26 protein-coding genes are annotated in these 26,047 nt (G+C 72.0%); 24 read left to right on the top strand and 2 right to left on the bottom strand.

Annotated features, from left to right (window positions below; translation table 11 throughout):
- Nucleotides 1-4 precede the first annotated feature (4 nt).
- From ACU616_RS23675 to ACU616_RS23630, 10 genes are all read left to right on the top strand, one after another.
- On the top strand, nucleotides 5-406 hold the full coding sequence (locus tag ACU616_RS23675; RefSeq protein ID WP_446760856.1) for a Zn-ribbon domain-containing OB-fold protein: 402 nt from the start codon (nucleotides 5-7) through the stop codon (nucleotides 404-406).
- The gene (locus tag ACU616_RS23670) at nucleotides 403-897 is read left to right on the top strand and encodes an FAS1-like dehydratase domain-containing protein (RefSeq protein WP_446760855.1); all 495 of its coding nucleotides are present in this window, start codon (nucleotides 403-405) and stop codon (nucleotides 895-897) included. Before ACU616_RS23675 ends, ACU616_RS23670 begins: the two co-directional genes overlap by 4 nt.
- Entirely contained in the window at nucleotides 894-1,373 is a 480-nt protein-coding gene (locus ACU616_RS23665) for a hypothetical protein (protein ID WP_446760854.1), read from the top strand. The genes ACU616_RS23670 and ACU616_RS23665 overlap by 4 nt, the downstream gene beginning before the upstream one ends.
- Nucleotides 1,370-2,491 (top strand): nitronate monooxygenase, encoded by a 1,122-nt coding sequence (locus ACU616_RS23660; protein WP_446760853.1) that lies wholly within the window; start codon nucleotides 1,370-1,372, stop codon nucleotides 2,489-2,491. Before ACU616_RS23665 ends, ACU616_RS23660 begins: the two co-directional genes overlap by 4 nt.
- A 253-nt stretch (nucleotides 2,492-2,744) precedes the next feature.
- Nucleotides 2,745-3,146 carry a hypothetical protein gene (locus ACU616_RS23655; RefSeq protein WP_446760852.1) on the top strand — a complete coding sequence of 134 codons (402 nt, stop codon included), beginning with the start codon at nucleotides 2,745-2,747 and terminating at the stop codon, nucleotides 3,144-3,146.
- Complete coding sequence (locus ACU616_RS23650) at nucleotides 3,067-4,188, top strand: alpha/beta fold hydrolase (RefSeq protein ID WP_446760851.1); 1,122 nt, start codon at nucleotides 3,067-3,069, stop codon at nucleotides 4,186-4,188. The genes ACU616_RS23655 and ACU616_RS23650 overlap by 80 nt, the downstream gene beginning before the upstream one ends.
- The gene (locus ACU616_RS23645; protein ID WP_446760850.1) at nucleotides 4,185-4,730 is read left to right on the top strand and encodes an N-acetyltransferase family protein; all 546 of its coding nucleotides are present in this window, start codon (nucleotides 4,185-4,187) and stop codon (nucleotides 4,728-4,730) included. The genes ACU616_RS23650 and ACU616_RS23645 overlap by 4 nt, the downstream gene beginning before the upstream one ends.
- Before the next feature lie 248 nt (nucleotides 4,731-4,978).
- Complete coding sequence (locus tag ACU616_RS23640) at nucleotides 4,979-6,535, top strand: AMP-binding protein (protein WP_446760849.1); 1,557 nt, start codon at nucleotides 4,979-4,981, stop codon at nucleotides 6,533-6,535.
- Nucleotides 6,532-7,605 (top strand): alpha/beta fold hydrolase, encoded by a 1,074-nt coding sequence (locus tag ACU616_RS23635; RefSeq protein ID WP_446760848.1) that lies wholly within the window; start codon nucleotides 6,532-6,534, stop codon nucleotides 7,603-7,605. Before ACU616_RS23640 ends, ACU616_RS23635 begins: the two co-directional genes overlap by 4 nt.
- Before the next feature lie 1,336 nt (nucleotides 7,606-8,941).
- Nucleotides 8,942-10,561 carry a thiamine pyrophosphate-binding protein gene (locus tag ACU616_RS23630; RefSeq protein WP_446760847.1) on the top strand — a complete coding sequence of 540 codons (1,620 nt, stop codon included), beginning with the start codon at nucleotides 8,942-8,944 and terminating at the stop codon, nucleotides 10,559-10,561.
- A 146-nt stretch (nucleotides 10,562-10,707) separates the two neighbouring features.
- Here the strand turns inward: ACU616_RS23630 and ACU616_RS23625 are convergent, their stop codons facing one another.
- Entirely contained in the window at nucleotides 10,708-11,367 is a 660-nt protein-coding gene (locus tag ACU616_RS23625) for a TetR/AcrR family transcriptional regulator (protein WP_446760846.1), read from the bottom strand.
- A 700-nt stretch (nucleotides 11,368-12,067) separates the two neighbouring features.
- Between ACU616_RS23625 and ACU616_RS23620 the strand changes: the two genes are divergently transcribed.
- The 14 genes from ACU616_RS23620 (at nucleotide 12,068) to ACU616_RS23555 (ending at nucleotide 24,796) form a co-directional block, all read left to right on the top strand.
- Nucleotides 12,068-12,850 carry a hypothetical protein gene (locus tag ACU616_RS23620; protein ID WP_446760845.1) on the top strand — a complete coding sequence of 261 codons (783 nt, stop codon included), beginning with the start codon at nucleotides 12,068-12,070 and terminating at the stop codon, nucleotides 12,848-12,850.
- The gene (locus tag ACU616_RS23615; RefSeq protein ID WP_446760844.1) at nucleotides 12,843-13,652 is read left to right on the top strand and encodes an alpha/beta fold hydrolase; all 810 of its coding nucleotides are present in this window, start codon (nucleotides 12,843-12,845) and stop codon (nucleotides 13,650-13,652) included. The genes ACU616_RS23620 and ACU616_RS23615 overlap by 8 nt, the downstream gene beginning before the upstream one ends.
- The gene (locus ACU616_RS23610) at nucleotides 13,652-14,806 is read left to right on the top strand and encodes a CaiB/BaiF CoA transferase family protein (protein ID WP_446760843.1); all 1,155 of its coding nucleotides are present in this window, start codon (nucleotides 13,652-13,654) and stop codon (nucleotides 14,804-14,806) included. Before ACU616_RS23615 ends, ACU616_RS23610 begins: the two co-directional genes overlap by 1 nt.
- Nucleotides 14,799-15,563 carry an enoyl-CoA hydratase/isomerase family protein gene (locus ACU616_RS23605; protein WP_446760842.1) on the top strand — a complete coding sequence of 255 codons (765 nt, stop codon included), beginning with the start codon at nucleotides 14,799-14,801 and terminating at the stop codon, nucleotides 15,561-15,563. Before ACU616_RS23610 ends, ACU616_RS23605 begins: the two co-directional genes overlap by 8 nt.
- Nucleotides 15,560-16,720: a thiolase domain-containing protein gene (locus ACU616_RS23600; protein ID WP_446760841.1), complete on the top strand. Its 1,161-nt coding sequence runs from the start codon at nucleotides 15,560-15,562 to the stop codon at nucleotides 16,718-16,720. The genes ACU616_RS23605 and ACU616_RS23600 overlap by 4 nt, the downstream gene beginning before the upstream one ends.
- Nucleotides 16,717-17,142 (top strand): Zn-ribbon domain-containing OB-fold protein, encoded by a 426-nt coding sequence (locus ACU616_RS23595; RefSeq protein ID WP_446760840.1) that lies wholly within the window; start codon nucleotides 16,717-16,719, stop codon nucleotides 17,140-17,142. Before ACU616_RS23600 ends, ACU616_RS23595 begins: the two co-directional genes overlap by 4 nt.
- A 381-nt stretch (nucleotides 17,143-17,523) precedes the next feature.
- The gene (locus ACU616_RS23590; protein ID WP_446760839.1) at nucleotides 17,524-18,762 is read left to right on the top strand and encodes an acyl-CoA dehydrogenase family protein; all 1,239 of its coding nucleotides are present in this window, start codon (nucleotides 17,524-17,526) and stop codon (nucleotides 18,760-18,762) included.
- Between the two features lie 4 nt (nucleotides 18,763-18,766).
- Nucleotides 18,767-19,294 (top strand): FAS1-like dehydratase domain-containing protein, encoded by a 528-nt coding sequence (locus ACU616_RS23585; protein WP_446760838.1) that lies wholly within the window; start codon nucleotides 18,767-18,769, stop codon nucleotides 19,292-19,294.
- 11 nt (nucleotides 19,295-19,305) lie between these two features.
- Nucleotides 19,306-19,782, top strand: coding sequence for a hypothetical protein (locus tag ACU616_RS23580; protein ID WP_446760837.1), 477 nt, complete (start codon nucleotides 19,306-19,308; stop codon nucleotides 19,780-19,782).
- Entirely contained in the window at nucleotides 19,779-20,951 is a 1,173-nt protein-coding gene (locus tag ACU616_RS23575; protein ID WP_446760836.1) for a CaiB/BaiF CoA transferase family protein, read from the top strand. The genes ACU616_RS23580 and ACU616_RS23575 overlap by 4 nt, the downstream gene beginning before the upstream one ends.
- Nucleotides 20,948-22,300: a CaiB/BaiF CoA transferase family protein gene (locus tag ACU616_RS23570; protein WP_446760835.1), complete on the top strand. Its 1,353-nt coding sequence runs from the start codon at nucleotides 20,948-20,950 to the stop codon at nucleotides 22,298-22,300. Before ACU616_RS23575 ends, ACU616_RS23570 begins: the two co-directional genes overlap by 4 nt.
- A 32-nt stretch (nucleotides 22,301-22,332) precedes the next feature.
- The gene (locus tag ACU616_RS23565) at nucleotides 22,333-23,436 is read left to right on the top strand and encodes a hypothetical protein (RefSeq protein WP_446760834.1); all 1,104 of its coding nucleotides are present in this window, start codon (nucleotides 22,333-22,335) and stop codon (nucleotides 23,434-23,436) included.
- On the top strand, nucleotides 23,433-23,975 hold the full coding sequence (locus ACU616_RS23560) for a nuclear transport factor 2 family protein (RefSeq protein WP_446760833.1): 543 nt from the start codon (nucleotides 23,433-23,435) through the stop codon (nucleotides 23,973-23,975). Before ACU616_RS23565 ends, ACU616_RS23560 begins: the two co-directional genes overlap by 4 nt.
- A 50-nt stretch (nucleotides 23,976-24,025) precedes the next feature.
- On the top strand, nucleotides 24,026-24,796 hold the full coding sequence (locus tag ACU616_RS23555) for an alpha/beta fold hydrolase (protein WP_446760832.1): 771 nt from the start codon (nucleotides 24,026-24,028) through the stop codon (nucleotides 24,794-24,796).
- Nucleotides 24,797-24,831: 35 nt separating this feature from the next.
- Here the strand turns inward: ACU616_RS23555 and ACU616_RS23550 are convergent, their stop codons facing one another.
- On the bottom strand, nucleotides 24,832-26,043 hold the full coding sequence (locus ACU616_RS23550) for a cytochrome P450 (RefSeq protein ID WP_446760831.1): 1,212 nt from the start codon (nucleotides 26,041-26,043) through the stop codon (nucleotides 24,832-24,834).
- Nucleotides 26,044-26,047: the final 4 nt, after the last annotated feature.

Raw genomic sequence — 26,047 nt, 5'->3', positions numbered from 1 at the left:
TGGGGTGACACAGATCGAGGACCTCCAGGGTTACCGCGACGGGCTCGCCCGTGGCGAGCTGTGCTGCCAGCTGTGCGAGGCGTGCGGGGAGCACCAGTGGCCGCCGAGGCCGGCCTGCGTGCACTGCCGCTCGTTCGACCTGCGGTGGGTGCCTCTGCCGGACTCGGCCGACCTCTTCACCTGGACCGTCGTGGCGCGCACGCGACTCGCGGGGTACGAGGAGAGAGTGCCCTACGCGGTCGGCGTGCTCGAGTACCCGGAGCGGAGGCTGCGCCTGGTCGGGCGGCTCGACGCCGATCCTGACCAGCTCGAGGTCGGCGACCGCTTCAGCTGGACGGTGGAGCCCTCGGTCGACGGCAGCCCCCAGCCGGTGTGGCGCCCGACAGCGGCAGGAGGAGCGGCGTGACGAGCCTGTTGACCGACGAGGCGCGCGGCTGGCTCGGGGCCGAGCAGACGTTCGAGCCGTGGCTCGTCACGCGCATGCAGATCGCGCAGTACGCCCACACCGTGGGCATCACCGACCGCGTCCACCTCGACGTCGGGGAGGCGCGCCGGGCGGGACACCGGGACGTCGTCGCGCCGCTCGGCTTCCATCTCGTCATCCGCCACGCGGCCCCCAACCTGATCCCCATCACCGAACTCGCCGAGGACGGTGGCAGCGACGACATGACGCCGCCGACCGCGGCCCAGCGCCGGATGGCGGGGGAGACGACCACGACCTTCCACCAGCCGATCGTCGCCGGCGACGAGATCCGCCTGACGAAGCGGATCGGCTCCATGGAGGAGAAGCAGGGCAGGTCGGGTCCACTGGTGTTCGTCGGGTACGACCTGGAGTACCGGCGCGAGGGGTCGGGGGACCTGGTCATCGCCGAGCGCTACGTGAGGATCCTGCGATGAGTGCGTCGACCGCCGGGACGACGACGATCAGCGCCGGGGACGAGCTCCCGGCCTTCGACGTCCACCCCGATCCCGTCCAGCTCTTCTGCTACTCCGCGATCACCTGGAACCCCCACCGGATCCACTACGACGCGCCCTACGCCCGCGACGTCGAGGGCTACGAGGACGTCCTCGTCCACGGCCCCCTGATGGGCAGCTGGCTGATGCGGCTGTGCGAGACCTGGGTCAGGCCCTGGGGCCGCGTGACCTCGATGACCTACCGCACGACCACGTCCGTCCACCCCGGGACTCCGCTCACCGTCGGTGGAGTGGTCACCCGCGGCGGGGACGCGCCCGAGGCGGAGATCTGGGTGGCGCTGCCCGACGGCACCCGGGCGACCCAGGGCAGTGTCAGCGCCGTCCGCACGGGTGGCGCGGACGTGGCAGGACACACCGATGTGACCGACGACCGACCGGATGGTGGACAGCAGAGATGAAGACAGCGATCACCGAACTCGTGGGGGCCGAGCTCCCGATCTTCGCGTTCAGCCACACCCGCGACGTCGTCGCCGCGGTGACCAACGCCGGAGGCGTCGGGGTGTTCGGCGGGACCCGCTTCTCGCCGGAGGAGCTCGAGAAGGAGCTCGCCTGGATCGACCAGCAGGTCGGGGGCAAGCCCTACGGCGTCGACCTGCTCATGCCGTACAAGCAGTCGGGCCTGGAGCACTCGCCGGAGGAGCTCCGTGCACAGATCCCGGAGACCCACGTCGGGTTCGTCGACGACATGCTGCACCGCTACGAGGTGATCGGCGAGGGGTCCTCCGGCTACGACCTCACCGACTGGCGGGGTACCGCCACCCGTCCGGAGAAGGTGGCCGCCCTCATCGACGTCGCGCTCCAGCACCCGATCCGGCTGCTCGTCAGCGCGCTGGGACCGCCGGCCCCCGACGTGGTCGAGCGCTGCCGCGCCCAGGGCATCGTCATCGGTGCCCTCGCCGGGACGGTGCGGCACGCCCAGCGCAACATCGCGGGCGGCGCGGACTTCGTCGTGGCCACGGGCTACGAGGCCGGCGGCCACACCGGCGAGGTCGGCACCATGGTGCTCACCGCGGAGGTGGCCAAGGCCGTGGCGCCGGTTCCGGTGCTCGCGGCAGGTGGCATCGCGACGGGACGGCAGATCGTGGCGGCGCTCGCGCTCGGTGCTGCCGGTGTCTGGATGGGATCGGTCTGGCTCAGCACCGTGGAGAGCGAGGTCGACGAGACCGTGAAGGCGAAGATGGCCCAGGCCAGCTCGTCCGACACCGTCCGCTCGAAGACCCGCACCGGCAAGCCCGCGCGCCAGCTGCGGAGCGCATGGCACGACGAGTGGGACGCGCACCCCGAGGTCGCGCCGCTGCCGATGCCGTTCCAGGGGATGCTCAGCGAGAACGCCTTCGAGCAGATCTCCCGTGCCGCCGACGCCGGGAACCCCCGGGCCAAGGAGCTCGACTCCTACTACGTGGGGCAGGCCGTCGGTCTGATGCCCGGGGTGCACCGGGTCGCCGACGTCATGAACGACCTGCTGTCGGACATGGTCGACGCGTTCGAGACCGTCAACGAGGTCGTCGGCGACTGAGGCACCCGGCGGGTCGGCACCACCGACCCGCCGGGCCCGGCCGGGCGGGGAGCCCCCCGACGGGTGGTGGACGAGCCGGCGCGGGTTGTCCGTAGTGACTGGTCGGTCTAACGTTCGCCGCGTCGTACGCCGGCCACCGTCCTCGCCCTCGGGCGAGGATCCGCACGCGTCACGGGGCCCGGGTCCCGGGAAGGGGCGAGATGTCCTCCGGAGAACTGCTCGGGTCGAGGACCCGGCGCGGGAGCGGGACGCCGTGAGCGGCAGTCCCCGGTGGCGGCAGGCGTACGACGCCGTCGAGGCGGCCGTCAGTCCGCGGGCGGAGTCCGTCGTCCGCAGCGAGGGGTTCGCGACCGGCGTCCTCCTGGTGCAGCGGGCCCAGGGGCTGGCGCGGTCCAGCGCGCGCGGGCTCAGCGCCCGTGCCTGGCACCTGCTCAACCTGCCCGCCGGCAGCGACGTCAGGCGACTGCGCACGCAGATCGGTGCGCTGGACCGGGAGGTCCGCCGGCTGACGCTGCAGCTCGAGGGTGAACGGCGCCGGACCACCGACGCCGTCCCGAGGACCGAGGAGGAGACCCGTGCCGACGGTGCCGACGCCGCAGACCATCCTCGAGCGCGTTCGGCGGGACGTCGAGCGCAACGCGCTGCGGGCTCGTAACGGGATCAAGATGGCGGCCGGCGTGGACCGGCCGCGTGTGGGGTGCACCGCCAAGGACGTCGTCTGGCAGCACGGCCGCTGTCAGCTGTGGCGCTACCGCAACGACCCCGAGGTCCACGGCGGCGTCCGGTACGGGCCGCCGTTGCTCCTCGTCTTCAGCCTGGTCAGCCGCAGCTACATCCTCGACCTCACCCCCGGAAACAGCTTCGTCGAGCAGCTGCTCGAGGCCGGCTTCGACGTGTACCTGGTCGACTGGGGGGAGCCCGACCAGAGCGATGCGTACAACCGGATCGAGGACTACGTCGACGACTACCTCCCCGCCGCCGTCGACCGGGTGCTCGAGCTCTCCGGCAGCACCGAGCTCAACCTGTTGGGCTACTGCTTCGGCGGGGACCTGACGCTCCTCTACGCGGCGCACCATCCCGACGCGCCGCTGCGCAGCCTCACCGTGCTGGCCACCCCGGTCGACTTCCGGCACATGGGGCCGCTGGCCGACCTGTTCGGACCGGGCAAGATGGAGGTCGACGAGGTGCTCGACGACGACGGCAACGTGCCACCGTCGGTGCTCGCCCAGGCCTTCCGCGCGCTCACCCCGACCTACGAGGTCACGCGCTACGTCACCCTCTGGGAACGCCTGTGGAGCGACGAGTACGTCGCGTCGTACCAGGCGCTCACGGGCTGGTCCGACGACCACGTGCCCTTCCCCGGGGCCACGGCACGGCAGCTGGTGCAGATGCTGATCCGGGACAACGGACTGGCCACCGACCGCCTGACCCTCGGCGGCGACCGGGTGCACCTGCGCGACATCACCGCACCGTTCCTGAGCGTCCGGGCCAACCGCGACCACATCGTCCCGCCCGAGGCGACCGCCCCGCTCATCGACCTGGTGGGCTCGGAGGACAAGCGCGAGCTGCGCCTCGATGCCGGCCACATGGGGCTGGTCGTCGGGCGGACGGCCGCGAAGACGACGGTGCCGGCCATCATCGACTTCATCCGGGCGCACAGCGAGCCGGTGGACGCAGCGATCGGAGCAGTCCCGTGACCACCGTCGTCCCCCTGCAGTCGGAGCACACCGACGCCGTGCTGCAGTTCTTCCGCGAGCTCCCCCAGGGCGACCTGACCTTCATCAAGGAGGACGTCACCGAAGCCGAGGTCATCCGTGCGTGGACCGCCGGCAGCGACCGCGGCGAACGCTGGATCGTCCTGGACGGCGCGCAGGTCCTCGCGTATGCGGCGGTGCTCCGGCTGCCCGGCTGGTCGGACCACGTGGGTGAGGTGCGCCTCGTCGTCGCGCCGGCCGCACGCGGCAGCGGCCTCGGGCGCGACCTCGCCCGGCACGCCCTCGTGCGCGCCGTGGAGGCCGGCATGACCAAGCTGGTGGTCGAGGTCGTGGCCGAGCAGGGCTCCGCCCTGGGGCTGTTCACCGCGCTCGGCTTCAGCGGCGAGGCGCTGTTGCGCGACCAGATCCGCGACCGGGACGGCCGGCTCCGTGACCTCATGGTGCTCGCCCACCACGTGGGGGACGTCGCCACGGCCATGGACACCGTCGGTCTCCCGGAGGCGCTCGGACCTCCGCCCGGCTGAGCGGGAGCGACACGGCGGTACGCCCCGGGGAGACCGCGCTCGGTGCCCCCCGGATGCGTTGGACCGACCAGTCGGTATATTGACGTCGTGGCAGCGACGACGCTGTTCCCCGAACGGTGCCGGCCCGGGCCGTGCGGCCCTGGTCGGGGACGGTCCGTCGTCGTCCGCGAGCAGTGCGCCCTCCCCGGCGCCCCACTCCCCACCGTTCCGCACCGGGAACGGCGACGACCTCCTCAAGGGAGCGACAGGTGTCCATCCCCTCCCGGCTGCGAGCCAGCGCGATCCTGACGCGGGCGAACATCGGTCTCCACCATCCCGAGCAGGTACCGCTGGCGCTGACCGCGGTGGCGGTGTGGGGCCCGGGTATCGCCGGCGCGGTCGCGTCCTCGGCGGCGCGCCATCCCTGGGCCCCCGCCGTCATCGACCCCCACGGTGTCCTGACCTACGGCGACCTGTGGCGCCGGTCCGGTCACCTGGCGCGCGGCCTCGCCTCCGAGGGGGTCGGCCGCGGCACGCGGATCGGGATCCTCGCCCGCAACTCCCGGGCCTTCGTGCAGGTCCTGGTGGGCGCCGCGCGGACCGGAGCCGACCTGGTCTTCCTCAACACCGAGTTCGCCGCTCCCCAGCTCGCCGACGTCGTCGCCGCGGAGGGGATCGACGTCCTGCTCCACGACGACGAGTTCGCCGGCATCGTGTCCGGCTGCGGTGTCCGCCGCGCGTTCGGGGAGGCCGCGCAGTCGGCGATGGCGCTGGGCCGGGGCACGCTGGCGCCGCGCCGGCAGGGCCGGCTGGTCGTGCTCACCTCCGGGACGACCGGACGGCCGAAGGGAGCGGCGCGGGAGTCCGACGCCGACCCCTCCGAGGGCCTGGCGGGGATCCTGAGCCGGATCCCCTACCGGCCGCGGGACACCCAGGTCGTCGCCGCTCCGCTGTTCCACGGCTGGGGCCTGACGAACCTCCTGATGGGTCTGGCCCGGGCCTCGACGACGGTGCTCGACCGCCACTTCGACCCGAGCGACACGCTCCGGTCCCTCGCGGGCCACCGCGCGCACGTCCTGGTGGTCGTGCCGGTCATGCTCCAGCGGATCCTGGCGCTGGGGCCGTCCGCCCTGCTGGCCGCCGACACGACCCGCCTCCGGGCGATCGCGGCGAGCGGATCCGCCCTCGGACCCGCCCTGGCGACGGAGACCCTGGACCGGTTCGGTCCCGTCCTCTACAACGTGTACGGCTCCACGGAGGTCGCCCTCGCGACGATCGCCACGCCCGGCGAGCTCCGGCGACACCCCGGGACGGCCGGCCGCCGTGTGCTCGGCGCGCGTGTCGAGATCCTCGACGACCAGGGGCAGCCGGTTCCCGACGGTTCCACGGGGCGCGTCTTCGTCGGCAACTCGATGCGGTTCGAGGGGTACACGACCGGCGGTGGCAAGGAGCAGCAGCGGGGCCTGCTCTCCACGGGGGACATCGGCCACTTCACCGGAGAGCTGCTGTTCGTCGAGGGCCGAGAGGACGACATGATCGTCTCGGGCGGTGAGAACGTCTACCCGCAGGAGGTGGAGGAACTCCTCGCCGAGCACCCGGAGGTCGCCGAGGTCGCCGTGGTCGGCAGGCCCGACCCGCAGTTCGGTCAGGCCCTGTGCGCGTTCGTGGTGACGACGCCGGGGTCGGCCCTGGACGAGGACGCCGTGCGGCTGCACGTGCGCGAGCGGCTCGCCCGCTTCAAGGTGCCGCGGAGTGTGCGGTTCCTCGACCAACTACCCCGCAACGCCACGGGCAAGGTCCTCCGGCGGGAGCTGATGTCGGCATGAGCAACCCCATCACGCGACTGGTCCCGGCCGAGGCCATGGAGGTCGTCGCGCGCCGGTCGCGCCGGTACATGGAGCCGCTGGCCCGCAACGAGGCCTTCGCCGCGTGGGTGGAGATGGCGACGCGCACCCAGGCGGTGCTCGGAGCCACCACCGACGGGCCGCAGCGGCTGGCGGCACGGCTGGTGGGCCGCCGCACCGCCGCCCAGCGCCGCGAGTGGCGCGAGCAGCAGGAGAGGGAGCGCCGGTCCGCCGGTACGCCGGGACGTCGGAGCGCCGAGGGCCCCTCGCACGCCGATCGACGGGACCCCGTCTACTGGGAGCAGCGGGGTGAGGGCAGCCCGCTGCTGCTGCTCAACGGGTGGACCGCCGGCGGGAGCGTGTGGCCCTCGGCATGGCTCCGGGAGCTCGAACGCAGCTTCCGCGTGATCCGCATGGACACCCGCGGCAGCGGGTTGTCCCGGACGGCGCCTGCCCCGTTCACGATCGCCGACCTGGCCGACGACGCCGCCCGTGTCCTGCGCGCCGCCGGTGCGGAGCGGGCCCGCGTGCTCGGCCTCTCGATGGGCGGGATGATCGCGCAGGAGCTCGGTCTCCGGCATCCCGAGCTCGTCGAGGAGCTGTTCCTCGTCGCGACCCGACCCCCGACGCCGGCCCAGGTCGCCGGCGCCCCGGAGATCGCCGAACGGGCCTTCGACCGGCCGCAGCCGGGGGAGTCCCCCGAGGACTTCCTCAGGTCGCTGTGGGCCGGATACGCCGCTCCCGGCTTCGCCCGACGCGAGCCGGCGTTGCTCGACGAGCTGGTCGAGCAGTTGCGCGAGCGACGGACGCCGCGTGTCGGGGTGACGAACCAGGCGCTGGCCGTCCTCGGCTGGCACGGTCCCCGGCGGCTGGCGGCCCTGACCGTTCCCACGACCGTGGTGCACGGTGCCGTCGACCGGCTCACGCCGGTGGGCAACGGCATGCGCCTGGCCGGACTCATCCCGGGGGCCCGGTACGTCGAGCTCCCCGACGTGGGGCACCTGGTGCCCCTCGAGGCCGGTGACGTCCTCGTCGACCTGGTCCGCGGCTGACCCGAGTCCCGACGAGCGGACTCCCGCCGTCGGGGGCACCGGCCGGGCGCGCAGGTCGCCGCGGGAAGGGCGCCGACCGCGGAGGCCCGACGCGGAGGCCTGGTGCGGAGGGCGCCGCGACCAGGGCACGCGCCCCGTGACCGGGGGGCGTGGCGCGGGACGTCCACGGCGCGTCGATCCGAGCGGTTGTCTGTACCGACCAGTCGAACTATCGTCCGGGAGGGCGCCGGTGACGCGATCGGACGGCGAGTGGAGGGGTCGGGGCCAGGATCCGTGGTCCCCCCTGGCCGGTCCCGCCGGAGGAGATCCCCCGGAGCAGGCGTCCGTGAGGAGCGACGGCAGGAGGGACGATGAGCGCCGACATCCTCGACGCGGTCCGTCAGGCCCTCGGCCACGACCCCGGCAGGGTCCTGAGCGTCCGGATGGACCCCCGTCTCGCGGTGGTCACGACCATCGACCCGGCGGAGCACCGGTGCACCGTCACCTGCGCACCGTCCGACGCGGGCTCGTGCGCGCCGCCCGCCGGAGACGGCGCACCCTCCCCGGACGCCGGGAGCGGGTCCTCCGGCGCCGGGGTGCGTCCGGGGCCGACGTGACCGGCCGGGCCGCCGGTGTCATCGAGAGGAGGCACGACAGATGTCGACCGCCAGCGCGAGCACGAGGACCCGCAGGACGTACGCGGCGCGGCTGTGTTGCGGCACGGTCCTGACGTACGAGGCGGCGAACTTCGTCCCGGACGTCGGAGAGTCGGTCCCGTGCCGTCGTCATGGCTTCTGCACCGTCCACTCCCGGGACGAGAGCGACGGCCGAGGCGTCGGCGGCGCTCACCGGGCAGGGCACCGACGGTCCCAGGGGGAACTCGTGGCCTTCCTCAGGACACGGCCGGTCACCTCGATCCACACACTGCGGCAACACCGGTTCACGTTGCGGGTCGTCGCCGCGGCCCACCAGGAGGGCCTCGTGCACCTCGACCTCGTGGCCGGCCGGGTCGTCCTCGGTGGTCAGGACCCGCAGGTGGCACCCGTCGTCGACCGGGACCGGTGAGACCCGTGCCCCGTGAGGTCATCGCCGCGGCGCCCGAGGCCGGCGATGCTGCCTGTGGGTGGGACCCGGTCGTCCCCGCGACGGGGCTCGACCACGTCGGTGACCGGACGGCGTTGCGGAGCGGCGCGGGAGGCCACCGCAGCCAGGCGGGGGCCCCGGGCAGTGCGGTCTGCCGGCGGCTGCCGGCTGTCCGTGGCCGTCGCAGACGGCTCCTTGCCAGGGGTCAACCATCCGGTTACCGTCGGGTGCCAGCGGAGTTGCGGCGATCACATCCATGCAGAGGAGCTGTCGGGTGAAGACCTATCAGGCACTGGCTCGGCGGTTGTCCCAGCGCGGCGCGGAGCCTCTCTTCGGGCTCATGGGCGACGCCAACATGCAGTACATCGCCAGCTTCATCGACGAACACGGTGGGCGGTACATCGGGAGCACCCACGAGGCCGGTGCGGTGGGCATGGCCGACGGGTTCGCCCGCGCGAGCGGGTCCGTCGGCGTCGCCACGGTGACGCACGGGCCGGGGACCACGAACACCATCACGGCGCTCACCGAGGCGGTTCGTTCCGGCACGGCTCTCGTTCTCCTGACGTCGAGCACACCGAGTACGAGTCCGCACCACCTGCAGAACATCGACCTGCGGCGTCTGATCGAACCGACCGGGGCCGCCTTCCGCCGGGCGGCACGAGCGCAGGACGTCCCCGACGAGCTGGGACGCGCTCTGGCGCAGGCCCGCGCCGAGTCGCGCCCCGTGGCGCTCGACGTCCCCGTGGAGTTCCTCGACGTGGAGATCGAGGACACCGGCGCGGCTCCGCCGGAGACGCCCCTCGAGCCTCCGGCGGACCTCAATCCGGACCTGCTGGACTCCGCCCTCGGCATGATCGCGTCAGCGCGCCGCCCCCTCGTCCTCGCCGGGCGTGGCGCCGTGGAGTCGGACGCGCACGAGGCCATCACCGCGTTCGCGGACCTGATCGGGGCGGCGGTGGCGACGACGGTGCCGGCCCGCGGCTTCTTCGCCGGCCACGACCTCGACCTGGGCGTCTGCGGGACGCTGGCCCATCCCGTCGGGCTCACCGCGATCCTCGACTCCGACTGCGTCATCGTCTTCGGCGCCAGCCTGAACGACTACACCACGGACTCGGGTGCGCTCCTCGACGGCAGGCCGGTCGTGCACGTCGACCGGTTCGACCACCACCTCAACAGGTACTACGAGGCGAACGTCGCGTTGTGCGGGGACGCCGCCACCGTCGCGACGACGATGACCGAACTCCTCCGCTCGGAGGACATCGCGTTCGCCTCGAGCCGCGCCGGGCTGGCCGAGGAGCTGCGGAAGCGGGTGCCCTCGGACGAGTTCGTCGAGGCACGAGGGAGCGACGCCGTCGACATGCGGACGGCGATGCTCCGGCTCGGTCCCCGACTCCCCGAGAACCGCGCGGTCGTGACGGATGCCGGTCGCTTCCTGCGCTCGGTGTGGCGCTACATCGACGTGCCCCACCCCCGGTACACCGCGGGCACGGTCAGCTTCGGGTCCATCGGCCTGGGGATCGGGTGCGCGACAGGGGTGTCGGTGGCGACACCTGACCTGGTGACCGTCGTCTTCGTGGGAGACGGCGGGGGGATGATGAGTCTGACCGAGTTCAACACCGCCGTGCGGTACCGCCTGCCGCTCGTCGCCGTGGTCATCAACGACGGCTCCTACGGTGCCGAGTACTCGAAGCTCCAGGGCTTCAACGCCGACCCCCGGCACTCCCTGATGGAGTGGCCCGAGTTCGCGGACCTGGGGATCGCCCTGGGCGGGAAGGCCGTGACGGTCCGGTCCCTGCAGGAGATCGACGAGCTGGACGAGTCCCTCTGGGCCCCGGAGAACCTCCCGCTGCTCATCGACGTCAAGGTGGACCCTGCCGTCGACTACTACGCGTGAGGCGAGCCGGCAGGGACGCCACCGGGGAGTCATCCCCGTCGTGACCGGTCCCCGCGGCGGGACGAGGGCGGTGGCGAGGACGGCGTCCGTCGGAGACGAGCGACGCGGTCCCCGCGGGCCTCAGCGGAGCGGGTTGACGGGGATCGTCAGGCCCTCGGGGGACTGAGGGCCCGCGCGAGGTGCTCGACGAACGCCTGCTGGCCCTTCCTGAACTCCGGGTCGTCGGGCTCCAGGCCGGTGATGAGGGACGCGATCTGGGGCGCCATGTGCGGGAAGCTGGCGAGAGCCACCACTGCCAGGTGCAGGAACCGCGCATCGAGGTCGGGGTCGATCTCTCCGTTGCGCTGCGCCTTGTGGATCTGGGCCACCTTCTGCGCGTAGTGGGCCCGCCGCTCGTCGTGGCGCGCGACGTCCGTCAGGTCGGAGCCCTCCACGGCCTCCCACAGCCAGTACCGGTACAGACGATTCCTGATCCGCGAGAAACTGGCGGCGGTGACATTCAGGACGTAATCCAGGTATGGCTGGTCGACATCGTCCCTGGCCACTTCGAGTGCGCGTGCGGTGACGTGTTCCATGACGGCGGAGTGCAGGACGCGCTTGCTGCCGAAGTAATGGTAGATGAGCTGTTTGTTGACATTGGAACGGCGCGCGATCTCGTCGATCCGTGCTCCGGCGAATCCCTTTGCCTCGAATTCCTCCGCGGCGACGGCGAGGATCCTGTCGCGATTGTTCTCGATCAGACCGGTCAGGCTGACGTCGGCGTCCACCGTCCAGCGCTGCTCGCGGTCCGCCTCGGGGAGCGTCATGGATGTCCTTTCTGCCGCATCGGTCATCCTGCGGGGGCCCACGATGCCCGTCCTGTGGTGACCGATGATAACAGTCGCCCGACTCGGAACGTGTTCACAACAATTGTCGCCGATCCGACACGACCCGTTCGGGTGGTGTGATCCCTTTCCCCCGGGCTCGCTCGCGGCCACTCCGGCTCTGAAAGCTCGTGCCCGAGGCCCTGTGACGGGCTGCTCGAATGACGACGGTCACGAGTGACCGGCGTCGGCGAGTCCCGGCACAGGGGCCAGCAGCAGTAGTCTGCCGCCTCCCGGACGGCTCGTCGTCCGTTCTCGCTCGACGGGTCCGGCCACCGCGACCGCGGGGCCGGCCGGAGGGCCCTCCCGGGCCGGCCCCCGGGAGCGCCGCGGCGTGCCGCGGCCGGAACGACCCTGCGGCCGACCCATTGACGAGCGGCCAACCAGATGGTTGGTTGGGGATAGTGGTCCTCGCCACACCGCGCGGAAGCCGCCCAGCGGCCTTAGGAAGCTCATGCCGAACGAAGAGAGGACGCAGCGTGGATGAGTCGCAGAGAAGGCCGTCGGCACCGACACGGATGACCCGCGGTGGCCGCGGGCTCCGGCCGGCGTCGCGCGCGAGGCGTGCGGTGAGCCACGGAGCGGCGCCCGTGTGGTCCGCGACCGGTGCCGTGCCGAACCAGTCCGGGCGGGGGTGGCGTCGGTGAGCGCGCTCGACGAGAGGGCCGCCACCTCGGCGGTGCCGGAGGCCGCCGACTTCGACGGGATCCGGGTGGGCATGGTGTCCGACACCGGCGTCGCACCGGCACCCGCCGCGGGCGCGCCCCAGCTGCCGGTGGCCGTCATCCAGGCGCCTCCCGTCCGTGACGCGCAGGTGACCGGCATCGACTGGGAGGCGGGAGCCCGGCCGAGATCGGTCGGTGTCCGCCTCGAGGGGATCGTCACGCGCTGGAAGCCGGCCCGGCGGCGTGGGCGCGGCAGGGTGCACCAGGACGTGCGTCTGGTGGACGCCGACGGTCAGGTGGTCGAGCGTGCCCGCGTCACCTGGGACGTCCCGGCCGCGAGCGACGTCCAGGACGACGAGTCGGCTCCGCGCGTCGCCTGGGACGTCGGCACGGTGGCGTGGGGCAAGCACCTCGCCGCACGTCTGGCGGCCGACGAGGACTTCGTCTCGGCGGTGGAGACCTTCGACGGGTCCGTCGGGATTCGGGCCGGCGACGAGCAGGTGGAGTTCCGCATCTACCGCGGCAGGGTGATCGAGGTCGCCAGGAAGACGCCGGAGGGCCCGACCTTCACGATCACCGGCAGCGAGCGCGCGTGGGTGGACCTGCTCGCCGCCGGCAAGAACGACCTCGTCGCCCGGCTGGGCCGCAACGAGTTCCGGTCCACCGGGAACAACTACCAGTACCTGCGGATCTTCCGCGCGATCATGCTGATGGTCGACGCGGCCCGGCTGGCTGCCGTCAAGGAGAAGCCCAGTGCATAACGCGGACTACCTGGAGATCGACGGGCGACTGGGGTACGTGGAGGTCGTCGGCGACGGCGACGACACGCTCCTGTGCGTCCACACGGCCGGCCAGAGCGGTGTCCAGTACCGGAACAACGCCAAGGGCCTGGCGGCGCTCGGCTTCCGGGTGATCGTCGTGGACCTGCCGGGGCACGGCCGGTCCGAGCCCGCCGTCGACGGCCCGATCACGTCCATCCCGTACTACGCGGACTGGTGCATGAAGGTCCTGGACCGGCTCGCGGTCGGGCGGAAGTACCTGCTGGGGTGCTCCATCGGCGGCCGCATCGTCCTGGAGATGGCGTCCCGGTTCTCCGACCAGCTGGAGGCCGTGGTGGCCATGGAGTGCCCCGTCGCTCCTACCCCCGCGAAGACGTGGCGCAAGCCGGAGGACTCGAGCACACCGAGCGTGCGGGACCAGACGTACTACTCCAACCTCTCGCTCATCGGCAGCGACGTGCCGGCCGAGACGGCCGAGATGATCGCCACGATGCACTGCCGCGAGGACTGGCACGTCACCCGCTCCGACCTCGTCGCCTGGGGCCGGCACGACCTGTGGTCGCGCCTTCCGAACATCAGCTGCCCCACCTACGTGATCTCCGGGGGCGACTCGTTCGGGGAGGCCATGCGGCCGACCGCCGAGCAGATCCCGGGAGCCCTGTTCCAGAGCGTCACGGGCATCGCGCACTACCCGAACCAGGAGATGCCCGACTTCGCCGATGCGTTCAAGGGCTGGCTCGAGGAGCTGCGTCAGGCGCCCGTCGCAGCGCGAGGTGGCAACTGATGTCCCAGCAGAACGCCAGCATGTCCGGCCTGCGCGTGGTCGCCGTCGAGCACTTCATCGCGGGACCCTTCTGCACGCAGCTCATGGCCGACCAGGGCGCCGACGTCATCAAGGTGGAGAGCCCGGGCGCGTCGCACAGCGGCTACTTCCCGACGCTGAACCGGAACAAGCGCAGCATCGTCCTCGACCTCAAGTCCGAGCAGGGGATCGAGGCGCTCCTCGCGCTGGTCGAGACCGCCGACGTCTTCGTCACGAACATGGCGGCCGGCGTGCCCGCGCGGCTGGGGTTCGACCACGAGCGCCTGTCGCAGGTCAACCCGCGTCTGGTCTACGTCCACATCACCGGCTTCGGGCAGAACAGCCCCTACCGGTCCCTGCCCGCCTTCGACGGCGTCATCCAGGCGATGTCCGGCGTGATGGACCTGACGGGCGAGCCCGACGGCGCGCCCATGCTCTCCGGCGTCTTCATCCCCGACCACCTCACCGGACTGTGGGCCGCCCTGGCGGTCAACAACGGACTGCTGAGGCGGCAGGCGACCGGTCAGGGCTCGTACGTCGACCTGAGCATGCTCGACTGCATGATGTCCTTCCACGGGTCGGGCTTCATGGAGGTCCTGCAGCTCGGCAGCAAGTTGTCCCGGATCGGCAGCCGGGTGCGTGGGTCCTACGCCAGCACGTACCGGGCCAGCGACGGCTACGTCTACCTGGCACCGCTCACCGGCCGCATGTGGCAGGGCGTGTCCCGGGTGATCGGCAAGCCGGAGCTGCTGCTCTACATGGGGGAGGGGACCGAGAGCGACACCCGGCTGGAGCACCGGGACACCCTGGACGCCCTCATCGAGGGGTGGACCTCCGAGCACACGGTCGCCGAGGTCGTCGAGCAGATGCGGGCCGCCGGTGTCGCCGGCAGCGCGGTCCACACGATGGACGAGGTCGTGGCCGATCCGCACCTCGAGGCGCGGAACATGCTCCGCACCGTGCCGGACGAGTCCGGGGACGGCATCTTCTACGTCCCGGGCTCACCCGTCCCGGCCGTGGACGACAGCTTCTCGGTGGCGCCTCCCCGCGTGGGACAGCACACCGACGAGATCCTCGCGGAGCTCGGCCTGACCCCTGCCGGCGCGGCGGGTGCCTCCGCGCGGCGCGATGGCTGAGGACCGGGTCTCGATCACCCGGCTCGGCGCCGTCGGGGTGATCAGGATCGAGCGCCCGGCCCAGCGCAACGCCATCGACGCGAGCATGGCCGCCGCGATCACCGCGGCGGTCCACGACCTCGATGCCGATCCCGCCTGCACGGGCATCGTGCTGACCGGCAGCGGCGGCAACTTCTGCGCCGGCGCCGACACCAGCAGGCCCGGCCCCACCCCGGGTCCGGGGTGGACCTACGCGGAGAACGCGTCCGAGATCATGGTCCGGACGGTCAAGACGTGCGGCACGCTGGTCGCGGCGGCGGTCGAGGGGTGGGCCGTGGGCCTGGGCCTCGGCCTGGTCGGCGCGGCGACGTACGCCGTCGGTGCCACCGGCTCGCGGTACCGCCTGCCCGAGGCCGGCCTCGGGTTCTTCCCGTTCGGTGTCGCGCCGTTCCTGGTGGACCGGGTGTCACCGACGGCCGTCGTCGACCTGGCGCTCTCCGGGCGGCGGGCGTCCCTGGACGAGGCGCTCGCCTCGGGACTGGTGACGCACACGGCCGCCGAGGGCGAGGCCGAGGACACGGCCGTGGCGCTCCTCCAGGAACTCGCCGAGGTCCCCGCGCAGGTGCTCGCGGACGCGCGCGCCTTCCTGCGGACGTGCTCCTCGACCAGCGGGAGCGAGGCCGTCGTCGACTGGTCCGAGCAGCAGATGACGCGAGTGGTCCTGTCCATGAACGCCTCGCCCGCCACGGCGCCGCAGGAAGGGACCGCCCGTCGATGAGCATCCGCGGCCAGGCTTTCATCGCGGGCGCCTACGAGCACCCCAGACGCAAGATCCCCGACCGGTCGGTGGCGCAGATCCACGCCGAGGTCGCCGTCGGAGCGCTCGCCGATGCCGGGCTGTCGCTCGGCGACGTCGACGCGTACTTCACCGTCGACCAGACCGGGCTCGGCGCCATCACGCTCGCCGAGTACCTGGGGCTGAAGGTCTCCTACATCGACTCCACGCTCACGGGCGGGTCCTCCTACCTCGTCCACGTGGGGCACGCCGCCGCGGCGATCGCCGCCGGCAAGTGCAACGTCGCGCTCATCACGCTCGGGGGCCACGTCCGGCCGGCCCCGGGCGTCGGTCGCGCGCCGGGGGTGGGGACGCCGCACGGCCCCTTCGAAGAGGTGTACGGCGTCACGACGGTCAACAACTACGCGCTGGCCGCCCGTCGTCACATGTACGAGTTCGGGACCACGAGCGAGCAGCTGGCCGAGGTCAAGGTGGCGGCGTCCCACCACGCGCAGTACAACCCGAACGCACTCCTGCCGAACGTGGTCACCGTCGACGAGGTCCTCGCGTCCCCGCTGGTGTCCGATCCGCTCCACCGGCTGGACTCCTGCGTCATGACCGACGGCGGGGGAGCGCTCGTGGTCGTGAGCCCCGCGGTCGCGAAGACCCTGGACCGGACCTGCGTCAAGGTCCTCGGACAGGGGGAGGCGCCCAAGCACACGATGAACGGGCGCGTGGACGTCACCTACACCGGAGCGGTGTGGTCCGGTCCGATGGCGTTCGCCGAGGCAGGGGTCACCGTCGCGGACATCGACTACGCGTCGATCTACGACTCCTTCACGATCACGGTGATCGAGACCATCGAGGACCTCGGCTTCTGCGAGAAGGGCAAGGGCGGGCACTTCGTCATGGACGGCGGCCTGATCTCGCCCACCGGCCGGCTGCCCTTCAACACCGACGGCGGCGGGCTCTGCAACAACCACCCGGTGAACCAGGGCGGGATGACGAAGGTGATCGAGGCCGTGCGCCAGCTGCGTGGCGAGGCAGCCCCCGAGGTGCAGGTGCCGAACTGCCAGATCGCGCTGGCTCACGGCTCCGGCGGGCGCATCTCCTCGCGCATGGGCAGCTCCACGCTGATCCTCGGGCAGGAGGACGCGTGACCGAGGGCGGCAACCTGGAGCTCCCGCGCCCCGCGCCGGCAGTCGTCCCCGAGACCGAGCCGTTCTGGACGGCGACCGCGGAGGGCAGGCTCCTGCTGCCGAAGTGCGCCGCCTGCGCGACGCTCATCTGGTACCCCAAGGGGATCTGCCCGGAGTGCGGATCGCTCGACATCGGCTGGGTCGAGGCCTCCGGGGAGGGTGAGGTCTACACCTTCACCGTCAGCAGGCGCGGTGAGGGCGCCTACCGCGACGCGGGCCCGTTCGTCCTCGCCTACGTGGAACTGGACGAGGGGCCGCGCGTGATGACGAACATCGTCGGCTGCAGTCCCGAGTCGGTGCGGATCGGCCTGCGGGTCCGCGCCGTCTTCGACGACACCGGCCAGGGGAGCGCGCTGGTCCGCTTCGCTCCCGTGGAGCGCTGAGCGGTGACAGCGATCCCTGCCCGGTGCACGACGTCGCGGAAACCGGGCTCCGCCGCGCCTCGCGGGCCGGCCGCGGCCGGCGCATTTGACGCAGTCGACCGATCGGTCCAGGATTCGGGGACGCCCCAGGAGGACGTGGGCCCAGGCACCTGCCCGGTGTCCCCGGCAGCCTCGCGGCGCAGACCCCGGACTGCCGGCCGGGGAGACCGACCGGTGTCCGGACGTCGCGTCGTCCCCCGGCTCGTCCGAGTCGGGGCCTCGACCGAGGACGCGCACGTCGTCGTCCGCGGTGTGCGCACAGTCCCAGGCCCTCGCCGTCGACCCGGTGACGCCGCCACGCAGTGACCACTCCATCGCCCGCTCGCCCCTCCTGGAGGAACCATGGCAGTCAAGTACTCCGCTCCGACGACGGCCTTCGCCCTACCGCCCGAGCTGATCGAGCTCAAGGAGCACGCCAAGAACATCGTCGAGCGGGAGTGTTTCCCGCTCGAGGCGAAGTTCCTCTCCAACCAGTGGCTGGACGAGGGACCCAAGCCAGGGGCCACCGAGGGCCAGGTCGACGGCTCCCTGCCCGCCGAGGACTGGGCCCGCCTCAAGCAGATCTCGCAGGACGCGGGTCTCTACGCGGTCGGACTCCCCGAGGAGTACGGCGGTGAGGGATACGGCGCCCTGGGCGAGGTCGTGGTGGCCGAGCAGCTCAACCGCAGCCTGGTCAAGCTCCCCCGGTCGGGCGCGATGATGCCGCTGTTGCACGGCACGGACGCGCAGAAGGAGGAGTTCCTCATGCCGTCCATCCGGGGTGAGAAGCGCTTCGTCTTCGCGCAGTCGGAGCCGGGCGCCGGCTCCGACCCGGGCAACTCCATGCGCACCACCGCCAAGCGGGACGGCGACGGGTGGCGCATCAACGGCCAGAAGATGTGGATCAGCGGGGTCGAGGACGCCGACTACATGCTGGTGCTGACCGTGACCGACCCGGAGAAGCGGCAGCGCGGCGGCATGACGATGTTCATCGTGGACCGGGACTCGCCGGGCATCTCCTGGAGCCCCATCGAGACCTGGCTGGTCCGCAAGGCCCACCAGTACCTCGTCACCTTCGACGACGTCTTCGTGCCGGGCGACCGCGTCCTCGGCAGGGAGGGGTACGGGTTCGGGCTCGGCCAGGAGTGGCTCGCCATCCAGGACCGTCTCACCCGCGGCACCCTGGCCTGCGGCCGGCTCGCGCGCGGGCTCGAGATCGCCACCGAGTGGGCCAAGTCGCGCGAGACCTTCGGTGCACCGCTGGCCGAGCGGCAGGCCATCCAGTGGATGCTGGTCGACGTCTTCATGGACCTCAAGACCATCCGGGCGATCGCCTACGAGACCGCCGCCCGCTACGACGCCGGCGAAGAGGTCCGGCACCTCGCCGCCATGGCCAAGTACATGGGTGGCAACTACGGCCACCGGTCCATGGACAAGATCATGCAGATCCTGGGCGGGATGGGCGAGACCCTGGAGATGCCGATCTCGACGTTCTACCGCGAGCTCCGCCACGGCCGCATCGGCGGTGGCACCGACGAGATCCAGCGGATCCTCATGGCGCGCGCGATCCTCAAGCAGGGCAAGAAGGTCTGGGAGGCCTGAGCAGATGACAGTCCTCACCGACGAGCACCGCGCGCTCATCGGCGTCGAGTCCGAGCCGCGCACGTCAGCGCTGCCGGTGTCGGAGGAGCTGCTCCGGCGCTTCGTGCACGGGGTCATGGAGCCCGACCCCGTGCACTGGGACCACGAGGTGGCAGCCGCGTCGAAGTACGGCGAGGTGGTGGCGCCTCCGCTGTTCCCCATGAACAGCGTGCGACGTGCCCCGGGTGGGCCCGACCCCATGGACCGCCTCAAGGACGACCCGGAGGACGACGGCCGACTGGGCGGCAGCCAGAACGGCCTCCCGCCGCTGGACCTCCCGTTCAAGCGACTGCTGAACGGAGGCACGGAGGCCGAGTTCTTCCAGCTCGCGAAGATCGGCGACGTCATCACCGTGCGCTCCAAGTACCTCGACATCTCCGAGCGCCAGTCGCGGGACGGCAACCCCATGGTGATCGTCCGTGTGCAGACCACCTACACGAACCAGGACGGCGACGTCCTGGCCGTGACGACGAGCTCGCTGATCCACCGATGACCGGAGGAACGATGACGAAGCCGGCACCGCTGGTGTTCGAGGACCTCAGCGTCGGCGACGAGATCCCGGAGCTGGTGCGGGGGCCGCTGCTCGAGCCGCACCTGATGCGCTGGTCCGCCTCGATCGAGAACTGGCACCGCATCCACTACGACCAGCGGTTCACCGTCGAGCACGACAAGCTCCCGGCCCTGCTGGTCAACGGCAGCTGGAAGCAGCACTTCATGGTGCAGGTCGTGCGGCAGTGGGCCGAGCCGGAGGGGTGGCTGCGGAGCATCGGCTTCCAGTTCCGCGCCATGGACCAGGTCGGGTCGACCCTGACCGCCTGGGGCCGGATCACCGAGCTCACCGAGGAGGGCGGCTACGGCATCGTGCAGCTGGAGATCGGCATCCGGAACCAGGAGGGCAAGCAGAGCACCCCCGGCACGGCCACCGTGGTCCTGCCGCTGCGCGGTGGACCGGCCGTCCCGTACCCGTACCCCGCGTCATGACCGGCGGCGAGGCCCCGCTGGACGGTGTGCGGGTCGTCGAGCTGGGTGTCGGTCTCGCCACCCCGTTGGCGGCGAGGATGCTCGGTGACCTCGGCGCGGACGTGATCAAGGTGGAGACCCCCGAAGGCGACCGGACCCGCTCGGTGGCCCCGTTCTACCGCGCCGGCGAGGACGACGAGCGCAGCGCCCTGTTCGAGTACCTGAACTACAACAAGCGAGGGGTCTCGCTGCAGCCCGGTACCGATCGCGACGCCCTCGACGAGCTCGTGTCCACGGCCGACGTGCTCCTGGTCGGTGACGACTTCGCGCAGCTGGCCACGTGGGGGATCGACGTGGGCGAGCTGCACACGGCCCACCCGGGACTGGTGATCGAGACGATCACGCCCTACGGGACCACCGGGCCGAAGGCCGCCTGGAAGGCGACCGACCTCACCATGCAGGCCGCGAGCGGCCTGTTGTCCTTCGGTGGCGCTGCGGAGCGCTACCCGCTCAAGCGCGGGCTCCGGCAGAGCACCTACGAAGCGGGGCTCACCGGTGCCTACGTCGCCGAGGCCGCGCTGCTGGGTGCGCGCGAGCACGGCGGGACCGTCATCGACATCTCCATCGTCGAGTGCATCGCCTCGGAGCTGGTGCTGACCATCCCGGAGTACGCCTTCACCGGCGCGGTCTCCACCCGGCGCCCCACCGTCATCGACCCGCTCTCCGGCGATCCCCTGCCCGCGGGATCGGGCTACGTCAGTGCCCAGATCACCATCCTCACCCCCATCAGCAACCTCGCGGACTTCATCGCCGACCAGCGCCTGGCCGAGCCGCAGTACGCGACGCCCGAGGCGCGCGCGACCCATGCCGCGGAGATCGCGGAGATCTTCCGGACCGCACTGGCCGACGTGCAGCCCCGCGACTTCTTCGAGGGGGCCTCGGCCCGGGGGATCCTCGCCGGCTTCGTCCAGACGGCCGAGCAGCTCCTCGAGTGCCCGCACCTCAACGCCCGGGAGGTGTTCCGGACCATGCCCGGCACGCTCGACGGCCGGCCGTGGCGCATGCCTGCCGTCACCGCTTCGCTGTCCCGCACGGGGGTGACCGTCCGGCGCGCGGCGCCCCTGCTGGGTGAGCACGATGCGGACCTCCTCTCCCGCGTCGCCGCCGGCACCGAGGCGGGTGCGCGGTGAGTCGCCAGGCAGCGGGCGCCGACGTCCCCGGACCGCTCGCGGGGCTCAAGGTCGTCGACCTGTCGACGGTCTTCGCCGCGCCCTACATGTGCTCGCTCCTCAGCGACCTGGGCGCCGAGGTCGTCAAGGTCGAGCCGCCGTCGAAGCTGGACCAGACCCGGGGAGGGGCTCTCGCCCCGGCCCTGGGGAACGAGGGCGGCGGCGACGGCTGGAACTGGTCCGGCTCGTTCCACAGCCTCAACCGCGGCAAGCGCTCCCTCGTCCTGGACCTCAAGCAGGAGGCCGGCAGGTCGGTGCTGCGCCGCCTGGTGGACGCAGCCGACCTCGTCGTCGAGAACTTCACCCCCCGGGTGCTGCGCGGCTGGGGCATGACCCACGCAGACCTCGTGACGACCAACCCGGGCCTGATCATGCTGTCCAACACCGGCTACGGCGCCACCGGCCCCTGGTCGGGGTTCAAGGCACAGGGCACCTCGCTGGAGTCCACCATGGGCCTCGTCGAGTACTCGGGGTACCCGGGGGACAAGCCGCGGAAGGTCGGGCAGTCCTATCCCGACTTCCTCGCCGCGTGGACCGGGCTCTACGCGATCCTGGCGGCGCTGGAGGAGCGGCACCGCTCGGGCCGGGGGCAGTGGATCGACCTGGGCATGTACCAGCTCGGGCCGGTCGTCATCCCCGAGGCGCTCATCGCGGCGCAGGCCGGCGCCCAGCAGCCGTCGCGCCGGGGCAACGCCGAGGACGACACCCTCCTGTCCGACGTGTTCGCCTGCCAGGGCGTCGAGGCGTGGGTGGCCGTCGCCATCGAGGACGACGCGGCACGGGAGCGAGTGGTCGAGCTCGTCCGGGAGCACCTGTCCGGCGACGCCCCCGACCTCGACGAGCTGGCCCGGGGCCTGGGGGAGTGGACGTCGTCCCGGACACCGGAGGAGGCCGCGGAGACGCTGCAGGGCCACGGCGTCGCGGCCGCGGCGGTGGCCGAGGTCCGCGACATGCTGCTGGACCCGCAGATGCAGCACCGGCAGTTCTTCGACTGGGTCGACATCAAGGGTGTGACCCGCCCGATCCCGGGGACGCCGTTCGTCTGGACCGGTTCCACGGCGGTCACCAGCCGCGCCCGGGGGCCGCTGTTCGGTGAGGACAACGACGCGGTGCTCGGCTCGCTGGGCCTGTCCGCGGAGGAGACCGAGACGCTGCGGCGCGACGCCGTCGTGGTCGACACGCCCCTGAACATCGCGCCGCCACGGGCCAAGGACCTCGACGCGCTGGTCCGAGCGGGTGTGTACCGGGAGATCGCGAAGGACGTGGACGAGGTCCTCGCCCAGGTGCGGCCGCCTGTCGACGAAGGATGACGCAGGTCGATCAGTCCGAGGAGGACGAGAACATGGGATATCCACGCGTACTGCTCCGCGAAGAGGTCATGCGCGAAGGCATGCAGATCGAGTCGGTCGACATCCCGGTGGAGGTCAAGGCCGACCTGCTGCAGGAGCTCGCCGAGTGCGGTCTGCCGGAGATCAACGTGGGCTCCTTCGTGAGTCCCCGCTACACGCCGCAGATGGCGAAGATCGGCGAGGTCCTGGAGCGGTTCAAGCCGGTGGAGGGCCCCCGGTACTACTGCCTCGCGATGAACCAGAAGGGGATCGAGCGCGCGTCGGAGTTCCCCTGGCTGCAGGTCCCCGGCCGGGACGGCTTCTCCACCGGCGCCCACCTGTGCGACACGTTCATCCGCCGCAACGCCAACCGGAGCCAGGCCGACGAGATCGCCAACTGGAGCCGGACGATCCAGCGCGCCGTCGACGCAGGCGCCACGGAGGCCCGGATCATGGTCGGGGCCGCGTGGGGCTCCAACTTCGAGGGCCCGTTCAGCACCGAGCAGCGGATGGACATGCTGCGGCGGCAGCACGACGCCTGGGCCGACGCCGGCATCACGGTGACGACGGTGTCCTTCGCCGACCCGATGGGCTGGTGCATGCCGCACTGGGTCGAGGAGACGATCGCCGCGGTCCGGCAGGAGTGGCCCGAGGTGCGGCGCATCGCCCAGCACCTCCACGACTCCCGCGGCATGGCGCTGGCGAGCACGTACGCGACGATCAAGGCCCTGGACGAGAGCTTCGACGTCAGCTTCGACGTGACGGCCGGCGGCATCGGCGGCTGCCCCTACTGCGGCAACGGCCGGGCGACCGGCATGGCGGCGACCGAGGACGTCGTCAACATGTGCAACGCGATGGGCATCCCGACGGGGGTGGACCTCGACCGGCTCATCGGCTTCGTCGCCAAGCTCGACGGCGTGCTCGGCCGCGCGACGCCCGGGCGCACGTCGAAGACCGGTCCGCTGCCGCTGTCCCCGGAGGACTACTACGACCCCAACCTCCCGCTGGTCGAGACGTACGAGGAGGCCCAGCACTTCCGCCTGGGTCCGGCCGTCGTCGAGCACCAGATCCGGCCGTGGAAGGAGCCGATCCCCTCCCCGAAGGACCGCTCGGCGTGAGTCCGTCGCCCGGGGGCGAGGGTCGCCCGGGCCAGGCGTGGTCGCACCGGAGCGGGAAGGTCGACCTGCGTCCGCTCGCTCCGGGCGACTGGAGCCCCGGGGCGCTTGCCGCCCGGGCGCAGATCGCCGAGGCGTTCTCCCGCTTCGGCACCGCGTTCGACGAGGCGCGGGTCGACGTCCTCTGCTCCTGCTTCACCGAGGACGCGCTGTTCGAGGTCGGCCTGGGCAGCGCCGAACCCCGGACCCGGTTCGGCTCCCGGCAGGAGATCGCGGAGCAGCTGCCCGGGCGGATCGAGGCGCAGGCCGACCAGCGTCGCCACGTCATGGGCAACGTCCTGGTGGAGGAGCTCGACCTCGAGGGCGGGACCGCGAAGGCCCTGGCGTACAGCGTCGTGACGGTCGCCAGCGACGGGCTGTCGCTCGGTGCCAGCGTGATCTACACCAGCGAGCTGCGCCGCGAGGACGACGGGTGCTGGCGGTTCAGCTCGTTCTTCATCGGGATGGACGAGTACCTGCCGACGAGCCGGGGCACCCCCTGACCGGGACCGCTGACCTCGTCGGACTGCCGGCGGCGCCGTCGTTCGTCGAGGTGGACGGGGCACGGATCGCGGTCTGGTCGGCGGGCGACCCGGCCAAGGACACCCTCGTCCTCGTCCACGGGTTCGGGGCGAACCACGCGTGGTGGGCGGGCATGGTGCCGCTGCTCGCGGCGGAGCACCACGTGGCCATGATCGAGCTCTCGGGGAACGGTCGCAGCGACCACCGGAGCTCCTACGACTGGCAGATCTGGGCGGCCGAGGTGGCGGCGGTGATCGACCGGCTCGGCGCCCCCGCCACCGTCGTGGGGCACAGCATGGGGGGAGTGGTCGCAGTCGTGGCGGCTGCCTCCTACCCGGCGCTCGTGGAGCGCCTCGTGGTGTTCGACGCCTACCCCCGGCCGCGGCCGGGGCTGCGCCGGCACCCACGACCGCAGCCGCGCCGGTACTACCGGAACCGCGAGGAGCTGGCCGAGCGGTTCCGGCTGCTCCCGGCCCAGGAGCTGCCCGCGCCGGAGCTCACCCGGCTCCTGATCGACGCCAACGTGGAGGAGACCCCGAGGGGCTGGACCTGGCGCCGCGACGAGGCCGCGCGGGGCGACTACGCCGATCCGGCGCTCGACCGTCTGGTGTCGCAGATCGACTGCCCCACCACGTGGGTCTTCAGCCAGCACAGCGAGCACCTGCACGCCATGGCCGCCCCGCGGATCACCGAACACTCGGCGGGGCCGTACGTGATGATGTCGGTCCCCGGGACGCACCACCACCTCATCCTGGAGGAGCCGGCGGTGTGCTCAGCGCTCCTGGCCGTCGACCCCGGCTGATCGGTGCGGGACCGCTGACCGCCGGGCGGGCCTCATCAGGCGGCGTCCCAGGTGACCGGTGCGTTCTCCACGCCGCGGAACACCCACCCGGACCAGTTCGCGGGACGGCGGCTGTCGATCCGCAGGCCGGGCAGCTCGCGGTACAGCATCGGCACCGCGATCTCCCCGATCCCGATGCGGGCCGCCCAGTGGCCGGCGCACTGGTGGACGCCGCTGCCGAAGCCGAGGTGGGACACGCGGGGCCGCGCGAGGTCGAACTCGTCCGGCCGCTCGAAGACCTCGGGGTCGTGGTTCGCCGCGCCGATGACCGGGCAGACGACCGCGCCGACCGGCAGGTCCACGCCCTCGAACGTGGTGGGCCGCGTGACGATGCGCGGCAGGATGGCGATCGGCGACACCCACCGGACCGCCTCGTCGAAGGCCTCGGCCCACCGCTCGGGTGCGGCGAACAGCAGCTCGAGCTGATCGGGGTGGTCGGTCAGCGCCCACACCATGGTCGACACCGCGTGCTTCGGTTCGTTGAGCCCGCCGGCGATGGTGAGCTTGATGTTGGCGTACACGTCCTCAAGGGGTATCCCCGAGTTGGCCCACGCGGAGGCCAGCGACGAATCCGGGTGCTCGCGGTAGTACGGGATGAGCTCGTCCAGGAGCTCGTCGACCTCGCGTCGAGCCCTCTGCGCGTCTTCCCGGATCGCGGGGACGTCCTGGATGTTCGCCTGCTCGGAGGTGAACGCGTGCGACCAGCGGACCATGTCGGTGGGTCGAGCCCCCTTGAGCCCGACCATGTCGGTCAGGTTCCGGGCGGACAGCGGCCCGGCGAAGTCCCGGTTCAGATCGGCCTCCTCCGGGCCCACGGCGATGAGCTCGTCCAGGCCCATCCGGGCATTGCGCTCGAAGAGCGGCGCCCAGAACTCCCGGATGTTCTTCGGCCGCATCGACCGGTTGATCGGTGCCCGCTCCACCGCGTGCTCGGGGTCGTCCTTGCCCAGCATCGCCGGCCCGCCCAGGGCGCGCGTCGACGCGAGGGCCGAGGCAGTGGAGGTGAACGTCTCCTGGTCCGCTTCGAGGGCGCGGCACCCGGAGTACGAGGTGCACAGGTAGCGGTTCAGGACGGGAACCCAGACGACCGGGCCCATCTCACGCAGGCGCCGGTACGTGTCATACGGGTCGCGCGACAGTTCGCCCATGTCGACCCAGTCGGCGGTCGGGGCGCCACCGGCACTGAGCGGCTGGTCGATGGTGGTCATCGGA

It is taken from the genome of Geodermatophilus sp. URMC 62 (genome assembly GCF_052931475.1).
This window is presented reverse-complemented; position numbering and strand designations above follow the sequence as displayed.

What these genes read in the sequence shown, in the direction of transcription:
- ACU616_RS23665 (WP_446760854.1), top strand. Translation starts at nt 894, where the DNA reads ATGAGTGCGTCGACCGCCGGGACGACGACGATCAGCGCCGGGGACGAG.
- ACU616_RS23660 (WP_446760853.1), top strand. Translation starts at nt 1,370, where the DNA reads ATGAAGACAGCGATCACCGAACTCGTGGGGGCCGAGCTCCCGATCTTC.
- ACU616_RS23635 (WP_446760848.1), top strand. Translation starts at nt 6,532, where the DNA reads ATGAGCAACCCCATCACGCGACTGGTCCCGGCCGAGGCCATGGAGGTC.
- ACU616_RS23625 (WP_446760846.1), bottom strand. Translation starts at nt 11,367, where the DNA reads ATGACGCTCCCCGAGGCGGACCGCGAGCAGCGCTGGACGGTGGACGCC.
- ACU616_RS23610 (WP_446760843.1), top strand. Translation starts at nt 13,652, where the DNA reads ATGTCCCAGCAGAACGCCAGCATGTCCGGCCTGCGCGTGGTCGCCGTC.
- ACU616_RS23605 (WP_446760842.1), top strand. Translation starts at nt 14,799, where the DNA reads ATGGCTGAGGACCGGGTCTCGATCACCCGGCTCGGCGCCGTCGGGGTG.
- ACU616_RS23600 (WP_446760841.1), top strand. Translation starts at nt 15,560, where the DNA reads ATGAGCATCCGCGGCCAGGCTTTCATCGCGGGCGCCTACGAGCACCCC.
- ACU616_RS23590 (WP_446760839.1), top strand. Translation starts at nt 17,524, where the DNA reads ATGGCAGTCAAGTACTCCGCTCCGACGACGGCCTTCGCCCTACCGCCC.
- ACU616_RS23585 (WP_446760838.1), top strand. Translation starts at nt 18,767, where the DNA reads ATGACAGTCCTCACCGACGAGCACCGCGCGCTCATCGGCGTCGAGTCC.
- ACU616_RS23580 (WP_446760837.1), top strand. Translation starts at nt 19,306, where the DNA reads ATGACGAAGCCGGCACCGCTGGTGTTCGAGGACCTCAGCGTCGGCGAC.
- ACU616_RS23575 (WP_446760836.1), top strand. Translation starts at nt 19,779, where the DNA reads ATGACCGGCGGCGAGGCCCCGCTGGACGGTGTGCGGGTCGTCGAGCTG.
- ACU616_RS23565 (WP_446760834.1), top strand. Translation starts at nt 22,333, where the DNA reads ATGGGATATCCACGCGTACTGCTCCGCGAAGAGGTCATGCGCGAAGGC.
- ACU616_RS23550 (WP_446760831.1), bottom strand. Translation starts at nt 26,043, where the DNA reads ATGACCACCATCGACCAGCCGCTCAGTGCCGGTGGCGCCCCGACCGCC.